Annotated in this window: 24 protein-coding genes and 1 pseudogene; 9 read left to right on the top strand and 16 right to left on the bottom strand. The window is 44.4% G+C overall.

Translation table 11 applies throughout. From position 1 onward, the window contains the following. Nucleotides 1-7: 7 nt before the first annotated feature. The 4 genes from AC5ZC7_RS31355 to dtd form a co-directional block, all read right to left on the bottom strand. Complete coding sequence (locus AC5ZC7_RS31355) at nt 8-1435, bottom strand: glycine--tRNA ligase (RefSeq protein ID WP_496161431.1); 1428 nt, start codon at nt 1433-1435, stop codon at nt 8-10. Nucleotides 1436-1516: 81 nt separating this feature from the next. Next, nucleotides 1517-2458 (bottom strand): YhjD/YihY/BrkB family envelope integrity protein, encoded by a 942-nt coding sequence (locus tag AC5ZC7_RS31350; protein WP_496161432.1) that lies wholly within the window; start codon nt 2456-2458, stop codon nt 1517-1519. A 43-nt stretch (nt 2459-2501) separates the two neighbouring features. Then, nucleotides 2502-2831, bottom strand: a complete 330-nt coding sequence (locus AC5ZC7_RS31345) for a nucleotide pyrophosphohydrolase (RefSeq protein ID WP_477079766.1) — start codon at nt 2829-2831, stop codon at nt 2502-2504. 52 nt (nt 2832-2883) lie between these two features. Continuing rightward, entirely contained in the window at nt 2884-3336 is a 453-nt protein-coding gene (gene dtd, locus AC5ZC7_RS31340) for a D-aminoacyl-tRNA deacylase (RefSeq protein WP_496161433.1), read from the bottom strand. Nucleotides 3337-3431: 95 nt separating this feature from the next. Between dtd and AC5ZC7_RS31335 the strand changes: the two genes are divergently transcribed. From AC5ZC7_RS31335 to AC5ZC7_RS31325, 3 genes and pseudogenes are all read left to right on the top strand, one after another. Further along, the gene (locus AC5ZC7_RS31335; RefSeq protein WP_496161434.1) at nt 3432-3896 is read left to right on the top strand and encodes a hypothetical protein; all 465 of its coding nucleotides are present in this window, start codon (nt 3432-3434) and stop codon (nt 3894-3896) included. 179 nt (nt 3897-4075) lie between these two features. After that, a pseudogene (arfB, locus tag AC5ZC7_RS31330) lies at nt 4076-4459 on the top strand (alternative ribosome rescue aminoacyl-tRNA hydrolase ArfB); the annotation flags it as partial. 115 nt (nt 4460-4574) lie between these two features. Then, on the top strand, nt 4575-6107 hold the full coding sequence (locus AC5ZC7_RS31325) for an oligosaccharide flippase family protein (protein ID WP_496161435.1): 1533 nt from the start codon (nt 4575-4577) through the stop codon (nt 6105-6107). Nucleotides 6108-6110: 3 nt separating this feature from the next. Here the strand turns inward: AC5ZC7_RS31325 and AC5ZC7_RS31320 are convergent, their stop codons facing one another. Continuing rightward, the gene (locus AC5ZC7_RS31320; protein WP_496161436.1) at nt 6111-6752 is read right to left on the bottom strand and encodes an MBL fold metallo-hydrolase; all 642 of its coding nucleotides are present in this window, start codon (nt 6750-6752) and stop codon (nt 6111-6113) included. Nucleotides 6753-6813: 61 nt separating this feature from the next. Between AC5ZC7_RS31320 and AC5ZC7_RS31315 the strand changes: the two genes are divergently transcribed. Further along, nucleotides 6814-10224 (top strand): hypothetical protein, encoded by a 3411-nt coding sequence (locus AC5ZC7_RS31315; protein ID WP_496161437.1) that lies wholly within the window; start codon nt 6814-6816, stop codon nt 10222-10224. Nucleotides 10225-10357: 133 nt separating this feature from the next. Here the strand turns inward: AC5ZC7_RS31315 and AC5ZC7_RS31310 are convergent, their stop codons facing one another. Genes AC5ZC7_RS31310 through AC5ZC7_RS31290 form a run of 5 tightly spaced genes read right to left on the bottom strand, consistent with a single transcriptional unit; the run spans nt 10358 to nt 13746 of the window. Further along, nucleotides 10358-11029 (bottom strand): DUF1361 domain-containing protein, encoded by a 672-nt coding sequence (locus AC5ZC7_RS31310; RefSeq protein WP_496161438.1) that lies wholly within the window; start codon nt 11027-11029, stop codon nt 10358-10360. A gap of 9 nt (nt 11030-11038) precedes the next feature. After that, nucleotides 11039-11410 carry a diacylglycerol kinase gene (locus AC5ZC7_RS31305; RefSeq protein WP_496161439.1) on the bottom strand — a complete coding sequence of 124 codons (372 nt, stop codon included), beginning with the start codon at nt 11408-11410 and terminating at the stop codon, nt 11039-11041. A gap of 7 nt (nt 11411-11417) precedes the next feature. Next, complete coding sequence (gene creD / locus AC5ZC7_RS31300; protein ID WP_496161440.1) at nt 11418-12749, bottom strand: cell envelope integrity protein CreD; 1332 nt, start codon at nt 12747-12749, stop codon at nt 11418-11420. A 53-nt stretch (nt 12750-12802) separates the two neighbouring features. Next, nucleotides 12803-13099: a winged helix-turn-helix domain-containing protein gene (locus AC5ZC7_RS31295; protein WP_291920103.1), complete on the bottom strand. Its 297-nt coding sequence runs from the start codon at nt 13097-13099 to the stop codon at nt 12803-12805. A gap of 8 nt (nt 13100-13107) precedes the next feature. Beyond that, nucleotides 13108-13746, bottom strand: a complete 639-nt coding sequence (locus AC5ZC7_RS31290) for a hypothetical protein (RefSeq protein ID WP_496161441.1) — start codon at nt 13744-13746, stop codon at nt 13108-13110. Nucleotides 13747-13881: 135 nt separating this feature from the next. Between AC5ZC7_RS31290 and AC5ZC7_RS31285 the strand changes: the two genes are divergently transcribed. After that, on the top strand, nt 13882-16389 hold the full coding sequence (locus tag AC5ZC7_RS31285; RefSeq protein ID WP_496161442.1) for a DUF5686 family protein: 2508 nt from the start codon (nt 13882-13884) through the stop codon (nt 16387-16389). A 10-nt stretch (nt 16390-16399) separates the two neighbouring features. Beyond that, on the top strand, nt 16400-16792 hold the full coding sequence (locus AC5ZC7_RS31280) for a hypothetical protein (RefSeq protein ID WP_496161443.1): 393 nt from the start codon (nt 16400-16402) through the stop codon (nt 16790-16792). Nucleotides 16793-16920: 128 nt separating this feature from the next. Here the strand turns inward: AC5ZC7_RS31280 and AC5ZC7_RS31275 are convergent, their stop codons facing one another. Beyond that, a complete protein-coding gene (locus AC5ZC7_RS31275) occupies nt 16921-18102 on the bottom strand; it encodes an aminotransferase class III-fold pyridoxal phosphate-dependent enzyme (protein WP_496161444.1) in 1182 nt (393 codons plus the stop codon). Between the two features lie 91 nt (nt 18103-18193). On the opposite strand from AC5ZC7_RS31275, the gene AC5ZC7_RS31270 reads away from it, so the two are divergent. Genes AC5ZC7_RS31270 through AC5ZC7_RS31260 form a run of 3 tightly spaced genes read left to right on the top strand, consistent with a single transcriptional unit; the run spans nt 18194 to nt 19084 of the window. Then, entirely contained in the window at nt 18194-18730 is a 537-nt protein-coding gene (locus AC5ZC7_RS31270) for a gamma carbonic anhydrase family protein (protein ID WP_496161445.1), read from the top strand. Between the two features lie 44 nt (nt 18731-18774). Then, nucleotides 18775-18927 carry a hypothetical protein gene (locus AC5ZC7_RS31265; protein ID WP_496161446.1) on the top strand — a complete coding sequence of 51 codons (153 nt, stop codon included), beginning with the start codon at nt 18775-18777 and terminating at the stop codon, nt 18925-18927. A gap of 10 nt (nt 18928-18937) precedes the next feature. Further along, complete coding sequence (locus AC5ZC7_RS31260) at nt 18938-19084, top strand: hypothetical protein (RefSeq protein ID WP_496161447.1); 147 nt, start codon at nt 18938-18940, stop codon at nt 19082-19084. Here the strand turns inward: AC5ZC7_RS31260 and rsgA are convergent, their stop codons facing one another. From rsgA to AC5ZC7_RS31235, 5 genes are all read right to left on the bottom strand, one after another. After that, nucleotides 19085-20023 carry a ribosome small subunit-dependent GTPase A gene (rsgA, locus tag AC5ZC7_RS31255; protein ID WP_496161448.1) on the bottom strand — a complete coding sequence of 313 codons (939 nt, stop codon included), beginning with the start codon at nt 20021-20023 and terminating at the stop codon, nt 19085-19087. A 137-nt stretch (nt 20024-20160) separates the two neighbouring features. Further along, nucleotides 20161-21171: a VWA domain-containing protein gene (locus AC5ZC7_RS31250; protein ID WP_496161449.1), complete on the bottom strand. Its 1011-nt coding sequence runs from the start codon at nt 21169-21171 to the stop codon at nt 20161-20163. Nucleotides 21172-21200: 29 nt separating this feature from the next. Further along, nucleotides 21201-22190, bottom strand: a complete 990-nt coding sequence (locus tag AC5ZC7_RS31245; RefSeq protein ID WP_496161450.1) for a hypothetical protein — start codon at nt 22188-22190, stop codon at nt 21201-21203. 24 nt (nt 22191-22214) lie between these two features. Further along, nucleotides 22215-23084 carry a DUF58 domain-containing protein gene (locus tag AC5ZC7_RS31240; protein WP_496161451.1) on the bottom strand — a complete coding sequence of 290 codons (870 nt, stop codon included), beginning with the start codon at nt 23082-23084 and terminating at the stop codon, nt 22215-22217. Between the two features lie 107 nt (nt 23085-23191). Continuing rightward, entirely contained in the window at nt 23192-24193 is a 1002-nt protein-coding gene (locus AC5ZC7_RS31235; RefSeq protein WP_496161452.1) for an AAA family ATPase, read from the bottom strand. Between the last annotated feature and the right edge of the window lie 215 nt (nt 24194-24408).

Raw genomic sequence — 24408 nt, 5'->3', positions numbered from 1 at the left:
AAAGTTACTAGAGAATTTTACTTAATACCAGTGCTTTCACTTCAGATAATGGTATGCGTTCCTGTTCCATGCTGTCGCGGTGACGGATGGTAACAGTGCCATCTTCTTTGGTCTGGTGATCAATGGTAACGCAGAAAGGCGTACCTATGGCATCCTGACGACGATAGCGTCTTCCAATGGCATCCTTTTCTTCATAGAAGCAATGGAATGCCTGTTTACACTCATTCATCAATATCTTAGCTGCTTCCGGTAAACCATCTTTTTTGGTGAGCGGGAAAATAGCCAGTTTAATGGGCGCCAGTTTAGCAGGTAAGCGCAGCACTACGCGGCTATCCTGTTTATCAGCGGTACTCAGATCTTCTTCTGCGTAAGCATTACAGATAGTCAGCAGGAACATACGATCCAGACCGATAGAGGTTTCTATCACATAAGGCACGTAGTTCTGATTGATTTCTGTATCGAAGTACTGAATTTTCTTCTTGCTATATTCCTGGTGTTGTTTCAGGTCAAAATCACCACGGGAGTGAATGCCTTCTACTTCTTTGAAGCCGAATGGGAATTCGTATTCAATATCCACCGCAGCATCTGCATAGTGTGCTAATTTCACGTGGTCTTTGAAATGGTATTTCGCAGGATCTGTACCCAGGCTGAGGTGCCATTGCATACGCTCTGCTTTCCATTTTTCGTACCATTCCTGTTGGGTGCCGGGGCGTACAAAGAATTGCATTTCCATCTGCTCAAATTCGCGCATACGGAAAATAAACTGGCGGGCTACGATTTCATTTCTGAAGGCCTTACCAATTTGTGCAATACCGAAAGGCACTTTCATCCTACCGGTTTTTTGTACGTTCAGGAAGTTAACGAAGATACCCTGTGCTGTTTCCGGACGCAGGTATATTTCGCTGGCTTCGTCAGTAACACTACCCAGCTGAGTGGAGAACATCAGGTTAAACTGACGTACTTCTGTCCAGTTAACAGTACCGCTGACAGTACATTTTATTTTGTTGGATTCTATTAATGTTTTGAGTCCTGCGAAGTCGTTTTCCTTCAGCAGTTCGTCCATCTGTGCCAGGAGGGCATCGCCGGCTTCTTTGGATAATGTTTCTGCGTGACCTTCAATGAGGTGATCCACCCGGTAGCGTTTTTTGCTATCCTTGTTGTCAATCATGGGATCGCTGAAATTATCCACGTGTCCGGATGCTTTCCAGGTAGTAGGATGCATAAAGATGGCGGCGTCAATTCCCACGATATCTTCGTGCAATTGCGTCATGCTCTTCCACCAATAATCCTTGATGTTTTTCTTCAGTTCTGCCCCGTATTGACCGTAGTCATATACAGCACTGAGTCCATCGTAAATTTCGCTGGACTGAAAAACAAAACCATATTCTTTACAATGCGATATGATCGCCTGGAATTTATTCTGATCTGTAGACATAGTGGCGCAAAGATAAATGCCAATTTTGAAAATACGTATGCGATTATTAAAATATGTTTAAGAAGATGGTTAACAAATAATTTACCCTTCTTCTACGATTTGGGGCTCATGGGGCACCTCTATTTGTTTGATCCAAACAGCATATTCGTTGGGATAAATCTGTGCCCCGGAATGCTGGACATACACCCGTGTAAACACCGCCCCAAAATAGAGGATAGCCGCGGAATAGTATACCCAAAGCAATATGATTACGATAGACCCTGCGGCGCCATAAGTAGAACTTACTTTGCTGGCCCCCAGGTAGTACCCGATGGCAAATTTACCCAGCATAAAAAGAATAGCCGTAGCAATGGCGCCTACCCGTACATCTTTCCATCGGATGCGCGCATCTGGCAGTACTTTAAAGATGATCGCAAACAGACAGGCGATTACTAAAAAAGGAACTACGAAATCGGCGAGCGAAAATAAGATACCGGAGGTGATCTTTCCTGGCAGGAGTCGCACTACCAAAGAAGAAAATAATTCCACCAACCCATTCACCGCCAGCGATACCAGCAGGATGAAGCCCAAACTCACCACCAGTGAGAAGGAGAGGAGCCGGTTCAGGATCATGCGCAACAACCCATTCTTTTTGGGTTTTGATTTCAGGCGCCAGATATGATTAATAGAGTCCTGTATTTCGGCAAAAACCCCGGTAGCACCAATGATCAACGTCACAAAACCCACGATGGTAGCCCAGCTCATATCACCGGACAACGAGGCATTTTTGATCATATCCTGGATTTGGGTTGCTGCATTACTGCCTACCAGGCCACTGATTTGCCCATAAATATTGCCTTCTATTGCGTCTTTACCTAAAAACAGGTCGCAGAAGAAAATAATAATGATGAGCATGGGCGCCACGGAAAAGATCGTGTAATAAGCCAATGCTGCACTCAGTTTCAATACTTTATCGTCTATAAATTCACTACCAGACTGCTTCAGTATCTGCCATAAGGTTTTTATTTTTCCCTGTTTTCGCATAACTGTATTTTAGGAGCTGTACACAAAAAGCGTGCGTACTGCATCAGGGTTTTAGTTTGGGATTATTATGGTGCCGCTGTGCATCGCGGATATTTTTCTTTTCGAAGTTTTTTTCGAGGGCCACGGTCATGTCAATACCGGTTTGATTGGCGATGCAGAGCAACACCCACATCACATCGGCCAGCTCGTCTGCCAGCAGTTTTTTGTTATCACTTTCTTTCGACGACTGGTCCCCATATTTACGGGCCATTACACGGGCTACTTCACCAACTTCTTCTGTAAGAATAGCCATGTTGGTCAACTCACTGAAATAACGCACGCCGGTAGTGTTGATCCAGTTGTCTATTTTTTCCTGGGCTTCCTGAATGGTCATGGGTTTTGTTTATTTTATTAAAGATAATGGATTGACTTCATTGCCACCGGGTTTATTCCCGCTGCTGGGAATCGATGATGATCGTAACAGGGCCATCATTTACCAGCGTCACTTTCATATCTGCCCCAAAAATACCTCTTTGAATAGTAGTCCCTAAATCTTCCTCCAGCTGTCCGATCATTTTTTCATACATCGGAATCGCGACATCCGGCTTACTGGCACGGATATACGAAGGGCGGTTTCCTTTTTTGGTAGACGCATGTAACGTAAACTGGCTTACCAGCAAAATATCGCCGTGTACATCTTTCACAGAAACATTCATCACACCCGCATCATCATTGAAAATGCGGAGGTTCACTATTTTACTGCTTAACCACTGTATATCTTCGGTGGTATCTGTGTCTTCTATACCCAGCAGGATCATTAACCCCTGTTGAATTTGCCCGGTTACCGCCCCATCTACTGTTACAGATGCGGAACTAACGCGTTGTATAACTACTCTCATGACGCCATTTTAGTGCCGGGAAATTAACGCAAATCAGTTGAATCTGTAACATCATCATGCTATCGTTCGTTTAACAGTACCAAAATCGCTTATCTATGATCCGTTACTGTTGCATTTTATTCCTCGGACTCTTTTTATTTACCGCCTGTAAACGTTCAAAGAAAGACAATCCCTGTGATGGAGCTATGTGTCCTTACATCTACAATCCGCCTACTTATGCGTTTAAGCTGATTGATCCGGCCACCGGTCATGATCTTGTGTATGGCCAATATGCACAAATCCCGCTGGACAGCATCAAAATACAGATGCCCCAGATGACCAAGCGGGTAGGCCAGCTCATAGATACCCCCCATCAAACAGCGGTGTTGACTTACTTCTTCGAAGCACCGCAGACCTTACAAATTGGTCGACCCGGCAGGGTTACTGTGGACAAACTGAACTTCCTCACCAGGCCTAAAAACTGCTGTGACCGGGAAGTATATAGCCTGACATTGAATGAGAACCCGGTTCCTGTAAAGCAGGATGCAGCGGGGGTGTTCCTGATTCCGTATACCTTATAAGCTATTATTCAGCAAATTGTTAGCTATCCGGCGGCCACAGGGCTACCCGGATAGCTTTGTTATAACCCTATCTTGTTAAAAAGTGGCCACCATTCCGCATATTCGCTACAGTTTTAATAAATTGCCCTTCCTAAGTACTTTTTTTTATTAAAACTTAAATTAAAATGAACATTAATGTGACCGCCGAAATCACGTTCCGTACGGCCCGCAGCGGCGGCAGTGGCGGACAAAACGTGAATAAGGTGGAAACCATGGTAGAGGGTTACTTTGCGGTAATGACTTCTGCCCTGTTAACCCCCGAACAAAAAGCAGTGCTGTTGGAGAAATTAGCTAACCGCATTAACGCGGACGGCCAGCTCCAGGTGAAGTCCCAAACAGCGCGGACCCAATTAGGGAACAAGCAGGAAGTGATTGCCAAAATGAACGACCTGATCAACAAAGCGCTGATACCGCGTAAAAAGCGGGTACCTACCCGGCCCTCCAAAGCGGCAAAGGAAAAAAGGATAGCATCCAAAAAACGGCTGTCGGACAAGAAACAACAGCGCAGAGGCGGGTTTGAATAGAATTACGAACTACAAATTACGAATTACGGATTTGCGGGGAGATTCCCTACCATCTTCCCACAAATCCGTAATTCGTAATTCGTAATTCGTAATTTCACCAAAAAATATCTGGGAATTGAGTATCAAGAAACTGGCAGGCCAAACGATGTATTATGGGTTGAGTAATATTGTGAGCAAATTGCTCAACTATTTTCTGACCCCATTTTATCTGACCATTTTAACCCGTGCCTCTTTCGGGGAAATGTCTAACGTTTATGCCTATATACCTTTTGCCAATATTGTGTTGACCTATGGCATGGAAACGGCATTTTTCCGTTTTGCCAAAAAGGAAAACAAAGCGCATGTACTGGGTACCACTACCATCTCCCTGTTATTGTCTACCATCAGTATCACCATTTTATTACTGTTCCTGAGATCCCCGGTCATTAATTCTTATGCCGGAGAACTGGCGGGGCTGAGCGGGCACCCTACTTATTATACCTATGTAGTGCTGCTCATGGCCTTTGATGCGCTCACAGCCATTCCTTTTGCCCAACTACGACTGGAAGACAGGCCCGTGAAATATGCGGCCATTCGTATAGCCGGAATCGTTACCACCATCTTTTTCAATATTTTTTTCCTGGTGATTTGCCCGAAATTATATGCAGCAGGCCACCACTGGTTACCTGACCTTCAAAACGGGAGCGACCAAACCGGGTACATCTACCTGAGCAATATGCTGGGTAGTGGTGTTACCCTACTAATGTTTCTTCCCCAAATCCGTAAAATTGAATGGAAGTTCGATACCGGGTTATGGAAACAGATGATGCACTATGCCTTGCCGCTGATTATAGTGGGCATGGCCGGCATGGTCAATGAAACCTTCGACAGGGCCTGGTTTCTACCCCAGTTTTTGCCGGGGAATGATATGGAAGCCAAAAAAGAAATTATTGCCTTATATAGCGCCAATTACAAGCTGGCCATCCTGATTACCATGTTCATACAGGCATTCCGGTTAGGAGCGGAGCCTTTCTTCTTTAAACAGGCGGAAAGCGGGGATCCCCGGAAAATGTATGCCCGTATTATGAAGCTGTTTGTTATTATGCTTTGCTTTATGTTCCTGTTTGTGAGCCTATACCTGAATATCTGGAAGGCTTTCCTGCGGGTACCTTTTTATTACCAGGGGATGCGTATTGTGCCTGTGTTATTGCTGGCCAATATGTTCCTGGGCATCTATTATAACCTGACCATCTGGTTCAAACTGACAGACCGCACCAAAACGGGCGCGGTCATTACCATTGTAACAGCCATTCTGGCTTTCCTGCTCAATTACTGGTGGATTCCGGTGATGGGGTACTATGGCGCGGCGCTGGCTACTATGGTATGTTACTTTATCCAGATGGTAGTCTGTTATGTTTTGGGGCAGAAGTATTACCCTATTCCTTACCATCTCCCCAAACTCATTACCTATGTAGGACTGGCTATAGGTATCTACTATGTGTTCAACTGGCTGAACGGGCTGGTATTATCACCTAAAGACATCTACGCCCTCAAACCCCTTCCCCTCGCAGCAGCAACTGCGTTCTTTGCAGCTTATGCCTGGTTTATATTCCGGATGGAGAAGAAGGAGTTTGCCCGGTTGCCGGTAATCGGGAAGTATATAAAATAACCCTTAGCCTACCAGGAAGGGATTGTGTTTCTTTTCAAAGCCAATAGTAGTGGAAGGACCATGGCCAGGGAATACCCTTACCTCGTCTGGCAGTACAAACAGCTTTTCCCGGATGCTTTGCAGCAGGGTGTGATGATTCCCCCCGGGGAGGTCAGTACGGCCAATGCTCTGGTAAAACAATACATCCCCACCTATCACAAATTGCTGATCTGCGCAATAGAAGGACACACTTCCCGGAGAATGACCCGGTGTAAGCAATACCGTTAGTTCGTTGGTTCCAAAAGGAATGATTTCACCCTCCTGCAGGTAGCGGCCTGGCATAGGAGAGGGTTCAAACGGAATGTTATAGAGGGCAGCTGCATTTTGGGAGTTGTCCAACACCGGCTGTTCCAGCTCATGGAACTCCGGACGCACCTTATACGTATCTGCTACGAGCTTATTACCAAATATATGATCAAAGTGACAGTGCGTATTCAATAATCTTATAACATTTAACCCATGCGTTTGTATATATTGTAATAATTCTTTTCTTTCGTCCTGAAAATAACATCCTGGGTCTATAATTATACAATCCTTTTTACCGTTAATAAGCAGAAAGGTGTTTTCTTGTAATGGACCAAAAGTGAATTGTTGTATTTCAATCATTGTTACCCGGTTTTTTTAGGCTAATTTTAAAACAGATCACAATATTATCAATACTTTCTGTATGAACAGATTTATTACCAGGTTATTATTCCACGGTACCCTATTACTTGGAACGATAGTATCGCAAGCCCAGACTAATACAGTAGAATTCGGCCAAAATCGTGTGCAGTTCAAGAACTTTAAGTGGAGATACTATCAAAGCCGGCATTTCAATACCTATTTTAGTCAGAATGGACTTGAACTTGGTAAGTATGCGGCCCAGGTAGCCGAAAAGGAGTTACCACAGTTGGAACAGTTCATGGAAAGTAACCCCAGACAACGTATCAATATTGTGGTCTACAATTCGTTTGGGGAAATGAAGCAGTCCAATATAGGGATTGGTGTAGAGTGGCAAAATACAGGAGGGGTAACGAAGCTGGTAGGCAACAAAATGATCGTTTATTTCGATGGCAACCATGAGCACCTGCGCCGGCAAATAAGACAGGGTATTGCCCGTATTATGCTGGAAACATTGCTTTTTGGGGAAGATATCGGCGAATTTGCCGGTAATGCCGCCCTCATAGATTTCCCAAAATGGTTCACCGATGGCTTTATAGGCTACGCTGCCGAAAACTGGACCGCCGAACAGGATGAACAGCTGAAACTGATCATTATGTCGGGCAAGTACAGCAACTTCAATGCACTGGCTTATGATCATCCCCTGCTGGCAGGCCAGGCCTTCTGGTACTATGTAGAAAGTAAATATGGGAAAGATGCAGTGCCCTACCTCATGTATATCACCCGTATTAACCGCGGACTGAAAAAGGGATTTGAACAGGTATTGAACCAAACGCCTAAAAAAGCAACGAAAGACTTCTTTGTTTTTTACCAGAAACGCTTCCAGGAAGACAACCGCAGAAGAAAAACATCTGCCAAGGGCCGCACAATTGTAGCCCAGGAAATAACCCCTAAATCTGAATACTATCGTTTCAACCCGAACCCCAGAAACAACTCCTATGCAGTAGTTGAGTTTAAAAAGGGCGTATACCGGGTACAAATACAACTGGGCTGGAATAAACCTAAAATACTGTTGCGCAGTGGGGTAATGCAGCTGGCCAACCAGGTAGATCCCAACTATCCACAGATGGCCTGGAACACTAAAGGCAACCGCCTCGCAGTGATATATGAACATGAAGGCAAAACCAAACTGATGATCTATGACCTGGTTACCCGTATCACCCTGCGGCAGGAGCTGAACCAGTTTGACCGGGTTATTGACTTCAAATATATGCCAGTACAGGAAAACACCCTGTTACTGTCTGCCGTAAAAAATGGACATACCGATATTTTCACGTATAATATCAGCAATTCCAAAACAGAGCAAATCACCAACGACGTATACGACGACCTGGATCCATCATTTGCCGCCTTCCCTGGCAAAAGCGGTATTCTCTACTCCTCCAACCGGCCTTCAGCCAAAGGAAGAGGCTCAGATACCTCGCTGATGAACAAGCCATTTAATATTTTCATGGTGGATAACTGGAACAAAAGCTCAGATAAGCAGATTACGCAGCTGACAGACCTCCAGTACGGTAATGCCAAACTGCCCATGCAGTACAATACCACCCACTTCACCTTTGTTTCCGATGCTAACGGTATCCGTAACCGTTATGCCGGATTCTTTAAATCACAGGCTGATGGTGTAGACTCCCTGTTCTATGTGGGATCAGAAATCCTGCATAACCCGGAACCGGAAGAACTGGATTCTGCCCTCGCAGCTTACGGCACCACGGCGCCGGACTCTGTAGAAGCAGTAATGCTGACAAAAGATTCTACCTATACTTTCCCTATTTCCAACTACCCTTATGGTATACAGGAATCCCGCATTACCGGCGAAAAGGGAGAAGTATCTGAGGTAGTACAATATGCCGATATCAAACGCCTCATGAAACTGAAGGTAGATACAGTGGTGCTGAAGAAAAGAAACGTCAATGCCCGCGTCACTAACTTCAGACGCGCCCAAATGCATGCTGACAGCCTGCGTTTAGGCTTGCCTACCTATATGGCGCCTGCAAAAGATACCACCACGCATACCAATTTCTTCCAGAACGAATTTGGCAATGAACCGGCTGATACCAGCACCGCTATGGCGATGAAGGAACCCGCATTATTTGAAAAACGGAAGGAAGACGAGCCTATACTGAAGAAAATGAAGCTCTTCCCGTATAAATTCAAATTTGCGTCTGATTACCTGATCCTGCAATTGGATAACTCGATATTGATTAACAAATATCAACCATTCACAGGTCAGCCAACCGCGCCTATCCGGCTTACTGATCCGGTGAACGGATTAATTAGGATCGGGGTAAGTGATTTGTTCGAAGACCTGAAGTTCAATGGGGGCTTCCGTATTCCTTCATCCCTGCAAGGATCAGAATACTTCTTTACTGCCAACTACCTGAAAAAACGGTTTGATTATAAATTCACTTACTATCGTAAAGTAGATAAGAATTTCTCGTCTGCTTATATAGATACCTCTGGTGGTGTTCCCACCCTCACTTTTGCGCCTAATAAGCTTATTACAAATATCTACCAGGGAGAAGTACGCTATCCGTTTGACCAGGTGAGAAGTATCCGTTTGTCAGTTGGTATCCGTACAGACCAACTGGTTGTTCAGGCTACCGACAAGCCGTCCCTGATGGATAAAACCCGGAAAGAGACATATGCATTGGGCCGCCTGGAATACGTGTATGATAATACCATCAACCCTGCCATTAATATATGGAACGGTACCCGCTATAAAATATATGGAGAAACAAATGCCCAGCTCACCAATGGTGGTTTGAATGAAGCGATGTATCCTCCCAATACTACCTTCGCACAAGGGCGGTTTACTTATAACATGGGGGTAGATATCCGTCACTATGAAAAGATTTACCGCAACTTCATCTGGGCTACCCGATTTGCCATGGATATGTCGTGGGGAACGCGTAAACTGTTGTATTACCTGGGGGGTATTGATAACTGGTTAAACCCACAAATCAATGAGAAAACGCCGGTAAACCTGAGTGAGAACTATGCTTTCCAGACATTAACAGAGAATCTGCGTGGTTATAAGCAAAATGCCAGAAATGGTAACAATGCAATGGTGTTGAATACAGAACTTCGTTTACCTGTATTTGCCACTTTTATAGACAAGCCTATCAATTCCGCATTCCTGCGTAACTTCCAGGTGACCTCGTTTATTGATATTGGTACCGCCTGGAATAAGAAGCTGACCTTCAAGGATGCTAACTATGGCTACTATGATGACGGCACCGGCGTTGTTACGCGTATTAAGGAAGGAATCCTGGGACCATTTGTTGGTGGTTATGGCTTCGGCGCCCGTACTACTATTGCGGGTTACTTCCTACGTGTAGATGCAGGATGGCCGGCCATAGCGTTTTTCAGAGGTAGTCCTATCTGGTATTTCGGTATGGGAGTAGATTTCTAATAGAGCGAAAAGCCTAAAGGAGAAAGCAAAAAGCTATTGAGGCGAATGATAAGAGCGAGTATTTAAGTTACTCATTCGCTCTTATCATTCGCCTCAATAGCTTTATGCTTTCGCCTTTAGGCTTTATGCTTCTTTAACTATATTGTTTCTTTACCAATGGATACATTAAACTGAGGAAAACACCCATACAAATCGTAAATGCCCAGGCGTGGCGATTATCCCAGGGATGCAGAAAAATATCTCTCATATCTCCGAGTAGCATCAATGGATCTTTCACTACATCCCAGCTATTATATCTTAGAAAACGGCCAATATATACCCCTAATCCACAGAGAAACATCACCGGGAAAGTAAATAACCAGGCTGGCCAGCGGGTGTAACGTTGGCTCCACATATTTTCCATGCTGCGGATAGACATATATCCCAGTATCATACCATTCCAGGCAAAAGAAAAAATCACAAAGAGATCGAACCACATGGGTACTCCACCATCAAAAAGATGAAAGAGGTCAGTGAGTATATAAGGTGCATTGGGAATGAACAGCAGCCAGCAAATAAAACAGCCATACCAGTTATAGCGATTCTTTATTTGTTCCGGATGTTTCTCCATCCAGCGGGTAATGGCAAAGGGCACAAAAGCTAGGAAGAGGTTCCATATCAGGGTAACCCTGAGATAGGTACCACTATGTATAACCCGGAAAAAAAGCAACGCCAGGCTAAACAGCACTGAGGCATACAGCGTGTATTTCGGCCGGGAACGGCCGATACGATATTGTGCTAAACGCAGGATTCTTTTCAATTGCATATGATATGGTTAAATGGTTTTTAAAATGTACGGGATAAATACGACAGCCCCAATAATTGCTGCAGCGATGGCTGCTATGAGCGCTGCACCAGCAGCTACATCCTTGATGAACTTCACTGCCGGATGTAATTGCGGTGAAAGATGATCCATTATTTTTTCAATGGCCGTATTCAGCATTTCTGTAGTCCAAACAAGCGCTACAGCCATAATAATCCATATCCACTCCGGCGTTGCTATTTTATACCAGCAACCGGCTGCCACTACCACAACGGTAGCAATAGCGTGAATGCGTGCATGTGGTTCCGTGCGCAGGAAAGCGCCAATACCATTAAATGCATATCCGAAACTGGCTAACCGCTTGCTGATATAAGAATTTCCCATGTTTGCTTTATTGTGTAATAGTGTTGTTGTTTTTATGCCCTAATTTATCCCATTTAATGGTAGTACTGAAGTACATGATCAGGGCCAGGATAATAAAGAGTCCTAAGCTTCCCATTAATAATGCCTGATCTTCTGCACTGATGATCACATAAATAAATCCGTATACGACGGCGAGTGTGGCGCCGATGCCTGCTGCAATACGGGTACTTTTAAAGGCAGCAGCCGTGTATGCAATAATCAGACCTATCGTTAATACACTGGCAATAAGGTAAGCCATAATAAAGTTAATTTGTTCTGAAATAGAGATGAGCAGGGTATAAAAAATACAAAGGGCTAACCCGATGAGGGCATACTGTATTGGATGAAGGGCGCGGCGCTGTGACAGTTCAATAAAATAAAATATAAAGAAAGTAAGTCCTATGATGAGAATGGCGTATTTAACGGCCCGCATGGACATTTGGTAACTTTCTGCAGGCATAAATAATTTAATGCCGAAATCGGCGGAATGGATATTGTATTTTTTGCCTTCCCAGCTTTGGGGATAACTGCGGTTCAGGTTTTGTATCTGCCAGGTAGCGGCAAATCCTTTATCATCTACCCGTCTTGTTTTAGGAGGGAAGGCTTCATCAAAGCTGGGGTTAGGCCAACTGGAATTGATGGCTACGGTAGTGGATTTACCGATGGGGGAGAAGCTGATCCTGCCAGAGCCTTTTAAGCTCAGCTCCAGCGAGAAATGACCCGACAAAGCGCCGGTGTCTCCTGGTGTAATGGCAATGGGCGCCTGGATACCGCTGTTAAACAAGTCGTTGCTGACTACTCCTGCATTGAAAACGAAATTCCTGCCATTCCATGCCATCTGCACCTGGTTGTCGATACCATGTAAATCGCTGACGCCAACGAGTATAGATGCGTGTCCCCAATCTAAGGCGGAAGAAGAGGTGTTGAGCGCGGCGATTTCAGCGCCACTGAAGGCTCCACTCAGTTGTAGTTTAGCGTTATACACAGCTACATTGAAAATGCCCCGTTGCAATTTCTCCGGGAGAAGTTCTCCGTTTATTTTAAGATTTTCCGGCAGTACATACAGGTAATTGGCATCATTGGCAGTGTTACTTTTATAAGGAATAGCCAGCACCGGGCCTGTAATATTTTGTTCGCTTCCCCAGCGCCCCGTGACTTCTTTAACTGCTTCCTCCTGCCGGTCGCGGCGTTCCCAGATGAGGTTTTGTATCATGCTGGTGGGGATCAGCAATATCATGATGGTGACTACAATAATACCTGCTTTAAAGGCGTAGGCGTACCGGTCAAAAAAAGACAGTGGTTCTTGTGTTGAAGGTTCCATGGTTTTTATTTTTAAAAAGCACTTTGTATTTCAAAGTAAAAAGGCAAAAAAATTTATTTAGTGAATTTTATCATGTGTTCCAGGGCCGCCAGATGCCCTTTAAAGGCTTTTTCCCCGGCAGCGGTAATCGCATAAGTGGTATTGGTTTTCCGGCCAATAAAGCCCTTGTGTACTTTCAGGTAACCGTTTTCTTCGAGTGTATTGAGATGGGAAGCCAGGTTACCATCTGTTACTTCCAGCATTTGTTTAAGGTCGTTGAAATTAACTTCCTCATTCACCATTAATACACTCATAACGCCCAGGCGTATACGGCTCTCGAATACTTTATTTAAATTACCAATTGGGTTCATGCTATTGATTAAATAGTCTTTTTCCGTTCATATTTCCACCACATCAGCGCTCCGTAAATAATATGGAGCAATCCAAAGCCCGCTGCCCAAAAATAAAGGCCTTTACGCAAATAGAAAAGATTAACTATACCGAGTATGGTTTCACAGATACCCAGGTACTTCACATCCGGTAATGTGTACTTACTGGCGTTAATAATGGCTAACCCATAAAATACCAGGCAAGTGGGCGCTACCAGCGTTTCCAGGTGGTTAAATAACAACCCGGCAATAAAGGCACCACCCGCTGCCAGCGGAATGGCCGTATTAATCAGCACTTTCCTTGCAGTTAAATCCCAGATAGGTAAATTATTTTGCCTTGCTTTACGCCAGGTGAAAAAGGTACCACCTGCCAGGGCTGCTGCCATCACCACTAACCCCAGGGCTATTAAACGATATTTCAAGGTACGGTAATCTGCATCACTGTATGCCCCGGAAATTTCCCACCTGGTATAATATTCTACCAGCCACACACGCGCTATCCAGGCGCCAATCAGCCCGCTGATACCAGCAGATATTCCACTCAATCCACTCAGCGAGATGAAACGGCTGCTCCGCTCCATCAGGCGCTTTATGTCTGTTAATGCTTGCAGATGTTGTTGGTCTGTCATACAGAAAAGTACTTTGCAATACAAAGCTAATAGAAATATTTGAATCTTAAAATATAATTTTTTGTTATAACTACGTTACCTGGAAGAAAGCACACGTGTAGAATAGCGATAAATAATATAATATTGTTGTCAGATATGGTTGGCTGGAAAAGAATATTAGCAATAATCATCGGCGTAAGCGTTTGGTGTTCGGGTTTGATGGCGCAGCAGTATAAGGTCAGTGGAGTGGTCAGGGACGCGCACTCACAGGAGATCATTCCCTTCGCAACTCTTCAGTTTGCCCATACCCAAACCGGTATGGTTAGCAACGCGGAAGGTAAATACCTCTTCGAATTAAATGTTATCCCATCAGATTCATTACTGGTAAGGGTAATGGGGTATACTATTCTCCAACTTCCCGTTAACAGAACCCTAAAAGAACAAACCATTAACTTCGAGGTAACCCGCTCCGACGTTTCTTTAAAAACATATGAAATAAAAGCCAACGTAAACTGGGCCCTCATCCTGCTCAAACAAATTATTAAACACAAACCGGAAAATAACTACAATCGCCTCGATAACTACAAATACGAAGTTTATAATAAGCTGGAACTGGATATGAAGAATCTCAACAAAGAGAAACTCGGCCGGAACCGCTTCACCAAACCATTTGCATTCATCCTGGATAATATCGACAGCACCTCGGAAGACAAACCTTTTCTTCCCATCTTCCTCACAGAAACCCTGTCTGATTACTACTTCCAGTCGAGCCCACGCAAAACAAAAGAAATTATCAAAGCCGCCCGGACCTCTGGTATCGACAACGAAAGTGTGACCAAATTCCTGGGAGGCATGTACCAGAACATCAACATATATGATAACTTCATCCCGGTATTTGATAAACAATTTGTAAGCCCTATACACCATAACGGCGCTTTCTATTACGACTACTCTATTGCCGATACCCAATACATCAGCGGACAACGATTCATAAAACTAAACTTTACGCCTAAACGGAAAGGGGAGAATACCTTCATCGGCGACCTCTGGGTACATGATACTACATATGCAGTACAGAAAACAACCTTGTCCGTTCCAAAAGATGCCAACATCAACTTCGTACATAAAATAAGCATGGTACAGGAATTCCGGCAGCTACACGATAGCTCCTGGTTTCTGTATAAAGATAAATTCATCGCCGACTTCTGGGCGCCCAGTCCCAGACCCGGGAAAACGTTTGATTTCATTGGCCGGAAAACAACGACCTATGATAACGTACATACCAATGATACCGCCGCTACTAACATCTTCAGTGACAAAAGATATCCTGAACCGGTAGTAGTGCTGGACAGCGCCCGCATACGGAAAGATTCCTTCTGGATGGACAACCGCCCGGAAGACCTCAGCAAAAATGAAGAAGGCATTTATAAAATGGTGGATACCCTCCAGAAAATGCCCCTGTTCAGAACTTATTCCAATACCATCCGCTTCCTCGCTACCGGCTATAAACCAGTAGGGCCCATTGAGTTTGGCCCTTATTACTACCTGTTTTCCCAAAACAGGCTGGAAGGTTTCCGCCTCCGCATGGACCTTGGAACAACGCCTAAATTCAATAAAGATCTTTACCTGTACGGCTACCTGGCCTATGGCTTCAAAGACCAGGTATACAAAGGAAAAATATCGGCACTGTGGCTGCTGAAAAGGCATCCCCGTATGTATATTTATGCCGCCTACACCAAAGACCTTGACAACGGTACCCACTACTATGATGAAGTAGGTACAGATAACATCTTTACACTAGCGATCCGCAAAGGTGGCATACCACAGAAATTTTTGATGGTAGACGAAAAACGTGTGGAATTCTTTAAAGAATATTACAGCGGATTTTCACACCAGCTGAACCTGGTATACAAACAGGTAAGACCATATGAACCACTGCCTACCACAACGTCTTACCCGAAATTACCCAACAACCGCGACCCGCTGACCAGCATGGAAGTGGAACTAAAATTACGCTATGCGTTCCATGAGCAATTCCTGGAAGGTAATTATTACCGTATCAGCTTAGGTAGTAAGTATCCTATTGCAGAATTGAAACTGGCAGCAGGCATACCAGGCATAGGCAACAGTGGACAACAATACCAGCGCGCATCATTGAGTGTATCTGACTATGTAAAACTGCCTCCTTTCGGCTCCTTCTACTACAACGTATTTGGCGGTAAAATTTTTGGTACCGTGCCTTATACCTCGCTCGAAGTACATCCGGGTAATGAAATTTACTATTACAACAAGTATGCGTTTAACATGATGAACCGCTTTGAGTTTATCAGCGATCAATACGTAGGATTCAATGTGGAACATACTATTGGCAATGGCATATTTGGCTATATCCCGCTGATTAAAAAACTAAAATGGCGCCAGTTCTGGACTGCCAAAGGCGTAATTGGTTCTTTATCTGAATCCAATAAACAATTGAACCTCAACAACGGGTTTGCCTTCAAAACCTTAGAGGGCAATCCTTACCTGGAATTGGGCACCGGTATAGAAAACATTTTCAAATTCCTGCGGGTAGACTTTATCTGGAGAGTAACACCGGACGTAGCGCCCGGAGAACCTGCCAACAAACGTTTTGGCGTATTCGGCAGCTTCAAACTACAGTTTTAATTGTTTACTCATGAAAGATGTAACACATACGCCGCTGCAGGAAAGCATCTCCAGAGGTGAGATAGATGGCCATCCTTACGATCTGCAGCACGACTACCAATGCATCAAAATACAATTAGACGCCACGGAAAAAAAACTGCAACTAAGATTTACCAACGACGACTTTAAAATAATTGTAGACTTTCACCAGGTAACCATGACCAACTTCTCTATTCATCCGGAGAAAACAGGTAATAACGGCGTACTGGAGCATTTCTACCGTGGAAAATTCAAGTATAATAATAACTTTCACGAAATGACTTCCCAGGGCAAATATTACTATTACCTGGCCATAGGGGAGCAGGACACCATAGAATTATTTGCGAAGAGTGTAACGCTGTCGTTAAGCAGATTGAATTCATGAAAGCAGAAAGCAAAAAGCAGAAAGCAAAAAGCTATTATAGCGATTGATAACAGCGAGTAAAAAATTAAATGATCGCTCTTATCAATCGCTATAATAGCTTTTTGCTTTCTGCTTTACGCTTTCTGCTTCTAAATAGCCTCTGCCGCTTCGCAAATCAGCTTACAAGCCCATATAATTTCTTCCGGTGTAATAATGAGTGGTGGCACAATCCGCATACATTCTGCTGCAAAGAGGAACCAATCGGTGACCATGCCATTGGCAATGCAATAATCAATGACTTTTTTATTGATGGGGAAGTTCTCAAACTCCACGGCTATCATCAATCCAAGTGAGCGTACAGATTTAATAGCCGGATGTTGCAGGTGCTGCAGAAATAGTTGTTCCTTTGCCTGCACATCTTTCAATAAATCCTGGTCCAACAAGGCTTTAAAGCCGGCAAGACCCGCCGCACAATTAACAGGATGGCCGCCAAATGTGGTGATATGCCCCAGCACCGGGTTATTGGTGAGTGTCCACATAATATCGCGGGAGGTAATAAAAGCGCCTAAAGGCATGCCGCCTCCTAATGCTTTTCCCAACAGCAGCACGTCGGGAACAATACCGAATTGTTCAAATGCCCACAGCGTACCATTTCTCCCAAATCCGCATTGAATTTCATCTAGTATCAACAATGCACCTGTGGCAGTACATTTATCACGAAGTGCGTGTAGCCATTCCCGTTGCGGAACGTTTACACCGCCTTCTGCCTGAACCGTTTCTGCAATAACAGCAGCCGTATGTTCCGTGATTAATTCCAGTGATTCAAAATTATTATACTCCAGGTGTTGTATGCCGGGTAATAACGGCCGGTATGCATTACGCCAGTATTCATCGCCCAGGATGCTTAATGCACCTTGTGTAGATCCATGATAGCTGCGGTTAAAGGCTGCTATTTCCATTCTGCCGGTATAGCGTTTGGCCAGCTTCATGGCCCCTTCTACTGCTTCGGCTCCGGAGTTGGTGAAATATACACAGTTCAGTTGTTCCGGAAGATGTTGCGTGAGTAGTGTAGCAAAAGCTACCTGTGGCGATTGCACAAATTCTCCATACACCAACAGGTGCATATATTGCTGCGCCTGTTCCTGTATTGCCTTTACCACGGCGGGATGGCAATGCCCTACGTTACATACACTGATACCGGCAATGAGATCCAGGTATCGTTTACCATTTACATCCCACATATACATGCCTGCTGCCTTCACTATTTCCAATGCCAGCGGAGCATCGGACGTTTGTGCTACGTGCTGCAAAAAAAGTTGCCTGTTGTTCATATCACTAACTACTCTGTTCTTTGCGAAGTTAGAAAACAACTGCTAATTAGTAATTGTTATATTTGTAACGTAAGCATTAAAACACATTATTATGGCGCACATTATACCACTCAGAGGCATCACTCCTCAATTTCCTGAAGACTGTTTCATTGCTCCCAATGCTACCATCGTAGGGGATGTAGTAATGGGCAAAGGTTGCACAGTATGGTTCAATGCTGTGGTTCGTGGCGATGTAAACAGTATCCGCCTGGGCGAGAATGTAAACGTACAAGACGGAGCAGTGATTCACTGTACTTATCAGAAATCTAAAACCATTGTTGGTAATAATGTGTCTATTGGCCACAACGCTATCCTGCATGGTTGCACGGTAGATGATAATGTATTGATTGGCATGGGGGCTATTGTAATGGATAATGCACATATCAGCAGCAATAGTATCATTGCCGCCGGCGCCGTAGTACTGGCTGGTACTAATGTAGAACCTGGTACTATCTACGCCGGAGTGCCCGCCAAAAAGGTAAAAGATATTGATATGGCGCTGATTAACGGAGAAATTAACCGCATTTCCAAAAACTATAGCATGTATGCCTCCTGGTACGAGAACCTGGAAGAAGTAAAACAACCATAACTCATGTTATAGAAAAATATTATATTGCAGGCAAATACCCTCCTATGAAACCTATTTTGTGCCTGCTTTTATTAGGCAGCATCCTGTTTGTCAGCTGCTCATCGCAGAAAACAGGATGCCCCGCTTCCAACTACTACACGAAAGATATCAAGCAAAGCAACCGCAAGGCGGGTAAACAAATGAGTCGTTTATTCTAAAAAATCACTCATGCGTAAAGCCCTTCCTATTGCCTTATTGCTGGTTGTTATCGCCCTGGGGGCCTGTCGTACCCAAAAGAAAGGTTGTCCGCAGCCCAGGCGCAACTGGGGTGCAGAAAAAGTAATTGACGAATTGGGTAAGCCGGGAAAAAGATAATCAGTATTGTTCTTCCTGTATTGTTTCCAGGATAGTAGCATAACTGATGTATCTGTCTGCATCAATCTCACCTTCCTCTACGGCAACTTTTACCGCACAGCCGGGCTCATTGATATGCAAACAGTTGTTGAACTGACACTGACTAAGGTAAGGTTGCATTTCCAGGAAATAATGGGATAACTCTGCCTTGGCGATATCTACGATACCAAATTCCCTCACACCAGGCGTATCTATTAAACAACCGCCAAAAGGCAAGTCGTACATTTCAGCGGAAGTAGTGGTGTGTAATCCCTTACCGCTCCAGCCACTCACGGCCTTGGTACGGAGGTCCAGCCCAGGCATCAGCACATTGATCAGGGAAGATTTTCCTACCCCGGAATGCCCTGACATCAGCGTGGTTTTATCTTTGAGCAGTGCTCTCACTTCATCTACTCCTTCTCCATTGGAAGCTGATATCAACAATACCTGGTAACCGATATCTTCGTATAGCGCAGCCAGTTCCTCGAATTTCTCTAATTCTTTCTGCTTGTAAATATCTTTTTTGTTGAATACCAGTATCACCGAGATGTGATAAGCCGCCGCTGTAACCAGGAAACGGTCAATAAAGCCCTGGGAGGTACGCGGTTCCTTCACTGTACAGATCAGCATTGCCTGATCCATATTAGCGGCCACAATATGTTTCTTGTTTTTTCCATGCGGAGAGCTACGTACAATATAATTCTTACGGGTGCCAATGGCAGTAATCATCGCATTTTTGGCGTTGGCGTCACTATCATCCGGCTCTATGGTAACGGTATCGCCTACCGCAATAGGATTGGTGGAAGTGATATCTTCATCTTTTTTGAAGATCCCCTTCATCCTGGCCTGAAATGTTTCGCCGGTGGCGGTTTTTACCACGTACCAGCTTCCCGTTGATTTATAGACTGTTGCTTCTTGCATATGAGGCCCAAAGGTAAGGATAAAGCAGAAAGGATAAAGCAAAAAGCCATTGAGGCGAGTGACCAGGCGGATAACTAATGTTTCGCTTTTTATCACTCGCCTCAATGGCTTTTTGCTTTATCCTTTCTGCTTTATGCCTATGGTAAGCTCTTGAATACACTATACCGTAACACTACTTCCAGCAAAATACATCCCAGCGCAATCATGGCCAGGAGGAAGAAATGTTCTGCATAGCGTTTATAGGAGGTGATTTCTACCTTGGTTTTCTCCAGCTGATCAATTTCATTGTAAATGCTTTTCAGATCAGTGGTATTGGTAGCGCGGAAATACTTTCCGCCGGTTTCTTTAGATATTTTCTTCATCAACGGCTCGTCGATCTGTACGTCCTGCATCACCATTTGCACACTGCCATCCGCCATAGGCATGGGGAACGGCGCTTTACCAATGGTACCTACCCCAATGGTGTATACCCTGATTTTAAACGCTTTGGCAATATCCAGTGCGGTAAGCGGATCTATAAGACCAGTGTTGTTAACCCCATCTGTAAGCAGGATGATGACTTTACTTTTCGCATGGCTATTCCGTAACCGATCTACGGAAGTAGCCAGTCCCATACCAATGGCAGTACCATCTTGCAGCATCCCACTTTTCACCTGCATGATCTGGTTTTTCAACACGGCATGATCAGTAGTGATAGGGCATTGGGTAAAACTTTCTCCGGAGAAAACTACGAGGCCAATACGGTCGCTGATACGTTTATCCACAAAGTCCATGGCCACTTTTTTAGCTGCTTCCATACGATTGGGTTGCAGGTCTTCCGCCAGCATACTACCGGAAATATCTATCGCCATTACGATGTCAATTCCTTCGCTATCGATGCTTTCTGAGGTATTGGAGGTTTGCGGCCGGGCCAGCGCTACTATCAGTGCGATGACAGCCAGCAGGCGCAATACCAGTAACAATGGCCTGAAACGCACTTTCCAGGATACCGGCAGGCTTTTCAATCCTTCCAGGGAAGAAATCATCATTACACTTTGCCGGCCTTTACGACGGGCGAAGTACCAGTATATCAGCACCGGTACCAGCAGCAAAAGCCACAGGAAAACCGGGTAAGCAAATTCAATATTTTTCCACGTTGAAAAATCCATCAATTTTCTAATTAAGATCCATTCTGGCTTTATGCTTGTTGTTTTTCACCCGCTGCCTCTTCTGCGGGACCGGCTTTCGGTTTGGTCCACTCCAGGATTTCTTCTGCCTTATGCATGCAATCCTCATGTTCATCCGCTGTTGGTTGCAACTTGGCGAATTTCGCCAGATCTGCAAGTGTCAGCAGGCTACGCAGTTTGTCTCTTTGTTGATTCAGCTTTGTCACCGGTTTAATATTCTGTAGCAACTCTTCACTGGTTTGCTCCAGTGCAGCAATATTAAATTGATGCTCAAAGTAGGTGCGCAGAATATCTGTTAACCGGGTATAATATTGTTTGATATCCCCTTGTTGCCACAATTGTTGCTCCTTCAGTACTTTCAGTTCCTGGATGGCAATTTCATATGGAGAAACCGTAGGTACATGAACTACCTTTTCTTTTTTAGGTCTTGTGATGAGATACCACCAGATACCAACTGCCACTAATGCAACCGTAATCCCAATGGCGATATACAGCCAGTAATCCCAAATACTCCAGGGTACTGATTGTACTGCTTTAATAGGTTTAAATGCTTTAGTAGTATCTACGGATACGGTGTTTACATCTATTCCTATTGGCAATGTAATTGCGGAATCAGACTTTGCGTTAGCCCCCGTAATGACCTCAAACCGCATAGGAGGAATTTCCCAGTGACCGGAGTCAAAGCTGGTAAGGGTAAATGTTTGATGAAGAATGTGTTGATCCTGGTTTACCAACGTATCTAAGGAAGTACGGGTTACCACCTCAAAATGTGCCAGGGAGTCTGGCAATACAGGGAACAGTACTTTAAAATTGGCGTCTTTAAACTGTGCCGGTGTGAGCGTAGCAGTAAGCTGCAGTTTTATCTGCTCACCGATCCTGATACTATTGGTATCTGCCCTGGCCGTCACATCTACCGCTTGCTGGGCCAGCAGGCTGAAAGGATACAACAACCCCAGTAAGCAACATAAAAATATACGTCTTATAACTTGTTGTTTATACATGTTTAATTTGCGCTCCATTATAACTTAGGCCCTCTTGAGGAAAAATGTTTGTAATGCTTTCACATAATCTTCATCCGTGCGTACGCTTACCAGTTCGGCGCCACTTTTCAGGAACGCATTTTTGCAATACTGTGAATGCTGCAGGAACTGCTGCTCATAATACTGACGTACCCGGCGGTCGGTGGTATCTATCCATTGGGTTGCCCCTGTTTCCGCATCGGCCACCTGTATTAATCCAACGGGTGGTAAATCTTTATCGCGTTGATCGTATACCTGTATACCTACCACATCGTGCCGTTTGGCTGCGATGTTCAGGGCATCCTGGTAATTGCCGGAAAGAAAATCGCTCAGCATAAAAACGATGCTGCGCTTTTTGGTGGCATTATTAAAGAAACGTAGTGTTTCATTAATATTGGTTCCTTTACGTTTAGGCGTAAACGATAATAGTTCCCGGATAATGAAGAGAATATGTGATTTACCTTTTTTAGGTGGAATATACTTTTCCATTCCATCACTGAAAAAGATAACGCCTACTTTATCATTATTTTTGATGGCAGAGAAAGCCAGCACAGCACAGAGTTCCGTGATCAGGTCACGTTTATCCTGCTTTTTGGTACCGAAGGATGAGCTTTCGCTCATATCTACCAGCAACATAACAGTGAGCTCTCTTTCTTCTTCAAAAACTTTAACAAAAGGGTGATTGAATCGTGCTGTTACATTCCAGTCGATAGACCTTACATCATCCCCGAAATGATAATCTCTCACTTCGCTGAACGACATACCACGTCCTTTGAAGGCGCTATGATATTCGCCTGCAAAAATGTGGTTGGTAAGCCCTTTTGTTTTTATTTCTATCTGTCTTACCTTTTTTAATATTTCAGCCGTATCCATCATGAGAAATTACGAATTACAGATTATGAATAGCTCCCAGCTTTCAGACTAACTGCTATCAGCTAACTGCTATCAGCTAACTGCTAACTGCTAATAGCTAATAGCTACTACTATGGTACTTCAACAGCGTTCAGTATTTCGCTCAGGATGTTTTCGCTGGTCACATTTTCTGCTTCTGCCTCATATGTTAAACCAACGCGGTGACGCATTACATCAAAGCATACATTGCGTACGTCTTCCGGGATTACGTAGCCTCTGCGTTTCATGAAAGCATATGCTTTAGCAGCCCAGGCCAGGTTGATGCTGGCTCGCGGAGAACCGCCATAAGCGATTAATGGTTTCAGTTTATTCAGTTTATAGTCTTCCGGATTACGGGTAGCAAAAACGATATCGAGAATATACTTTTCAATTTTCTCATCCATATACACTTCTCTCACGAGTTTCCGTGCTTCAATGATATCAGAAGGTTGTATGATGGGACGGATAGGCGAAGTGGCTTCCGGGTTGAGATTTTGACGGATGATCAGTTTTTCTTCTTCTTTGGTAGGGTAACCGATCACTACTTTAAGCATAAAACGGTCTACCTGGGCTTCCGGAAGGGTATAGGTACCTTCCTGTTCAATTGGGTTCTGGGTGGCCAGTACCAGGAAGGGTTCATCCAGTTTAAAAGTGGTGTCACCGATGGTGATTTGTCTTTCCTGCATGGCTTCCAGCAGCGCACTCTGGACTTTTGCCGGGGCACGGTTGATTTCATCTGCCAGGATAAAATTGGCGAAGATGGGACCTCTGCGTACCACAAACTCGTTCTTCTGCTGGTTATAGATCATAGTACCTACCACATCCGCAGGTAAAAGGTCAGGCGTAAACTGGATACGGCTGAATTTAGCGTTGATAGCGGATGACAGGGACTTGATAGACAGGGTTTTTGCCAGACCGGGTACGCCTTCCAGCAGCACGTGGCCCTGGGCCAGCAAACCGATGAGCAGTCTTTCCACCATATAACGCTGGCCAACGATTACTTTACCTAACTCCATTGTGAGCAGGTCCACGAAAGCACTTGCCTGGTGGATCTTCTCATTCAGTTGCCGGATGTCGGACGATGTATTTTCCATGCTAATAATTTTTCAGGTGTGCTAAAATAAACATTCTCTGGTCAAATAAAACTTATCACTATGTGAACGGGCCGTTAAAATGCTGTTAAACTTGCCACTGTGGCTCATTTAGACCCATTTATCTCTTTTTTGCCGGGCGGAAAGCCTAAAGCAGAAAGCAAAAAGCTAACTTTGCGGATGATTTTGGCGGATGATTTTAGCAGATAAAGATAAAA

Source organism: Chitinophaga sp. 9-1-y (genome assembly GCF_059511905.2).
This window is presented reverse-complemented; position numbering and strand designations above follow the sequence as displayed.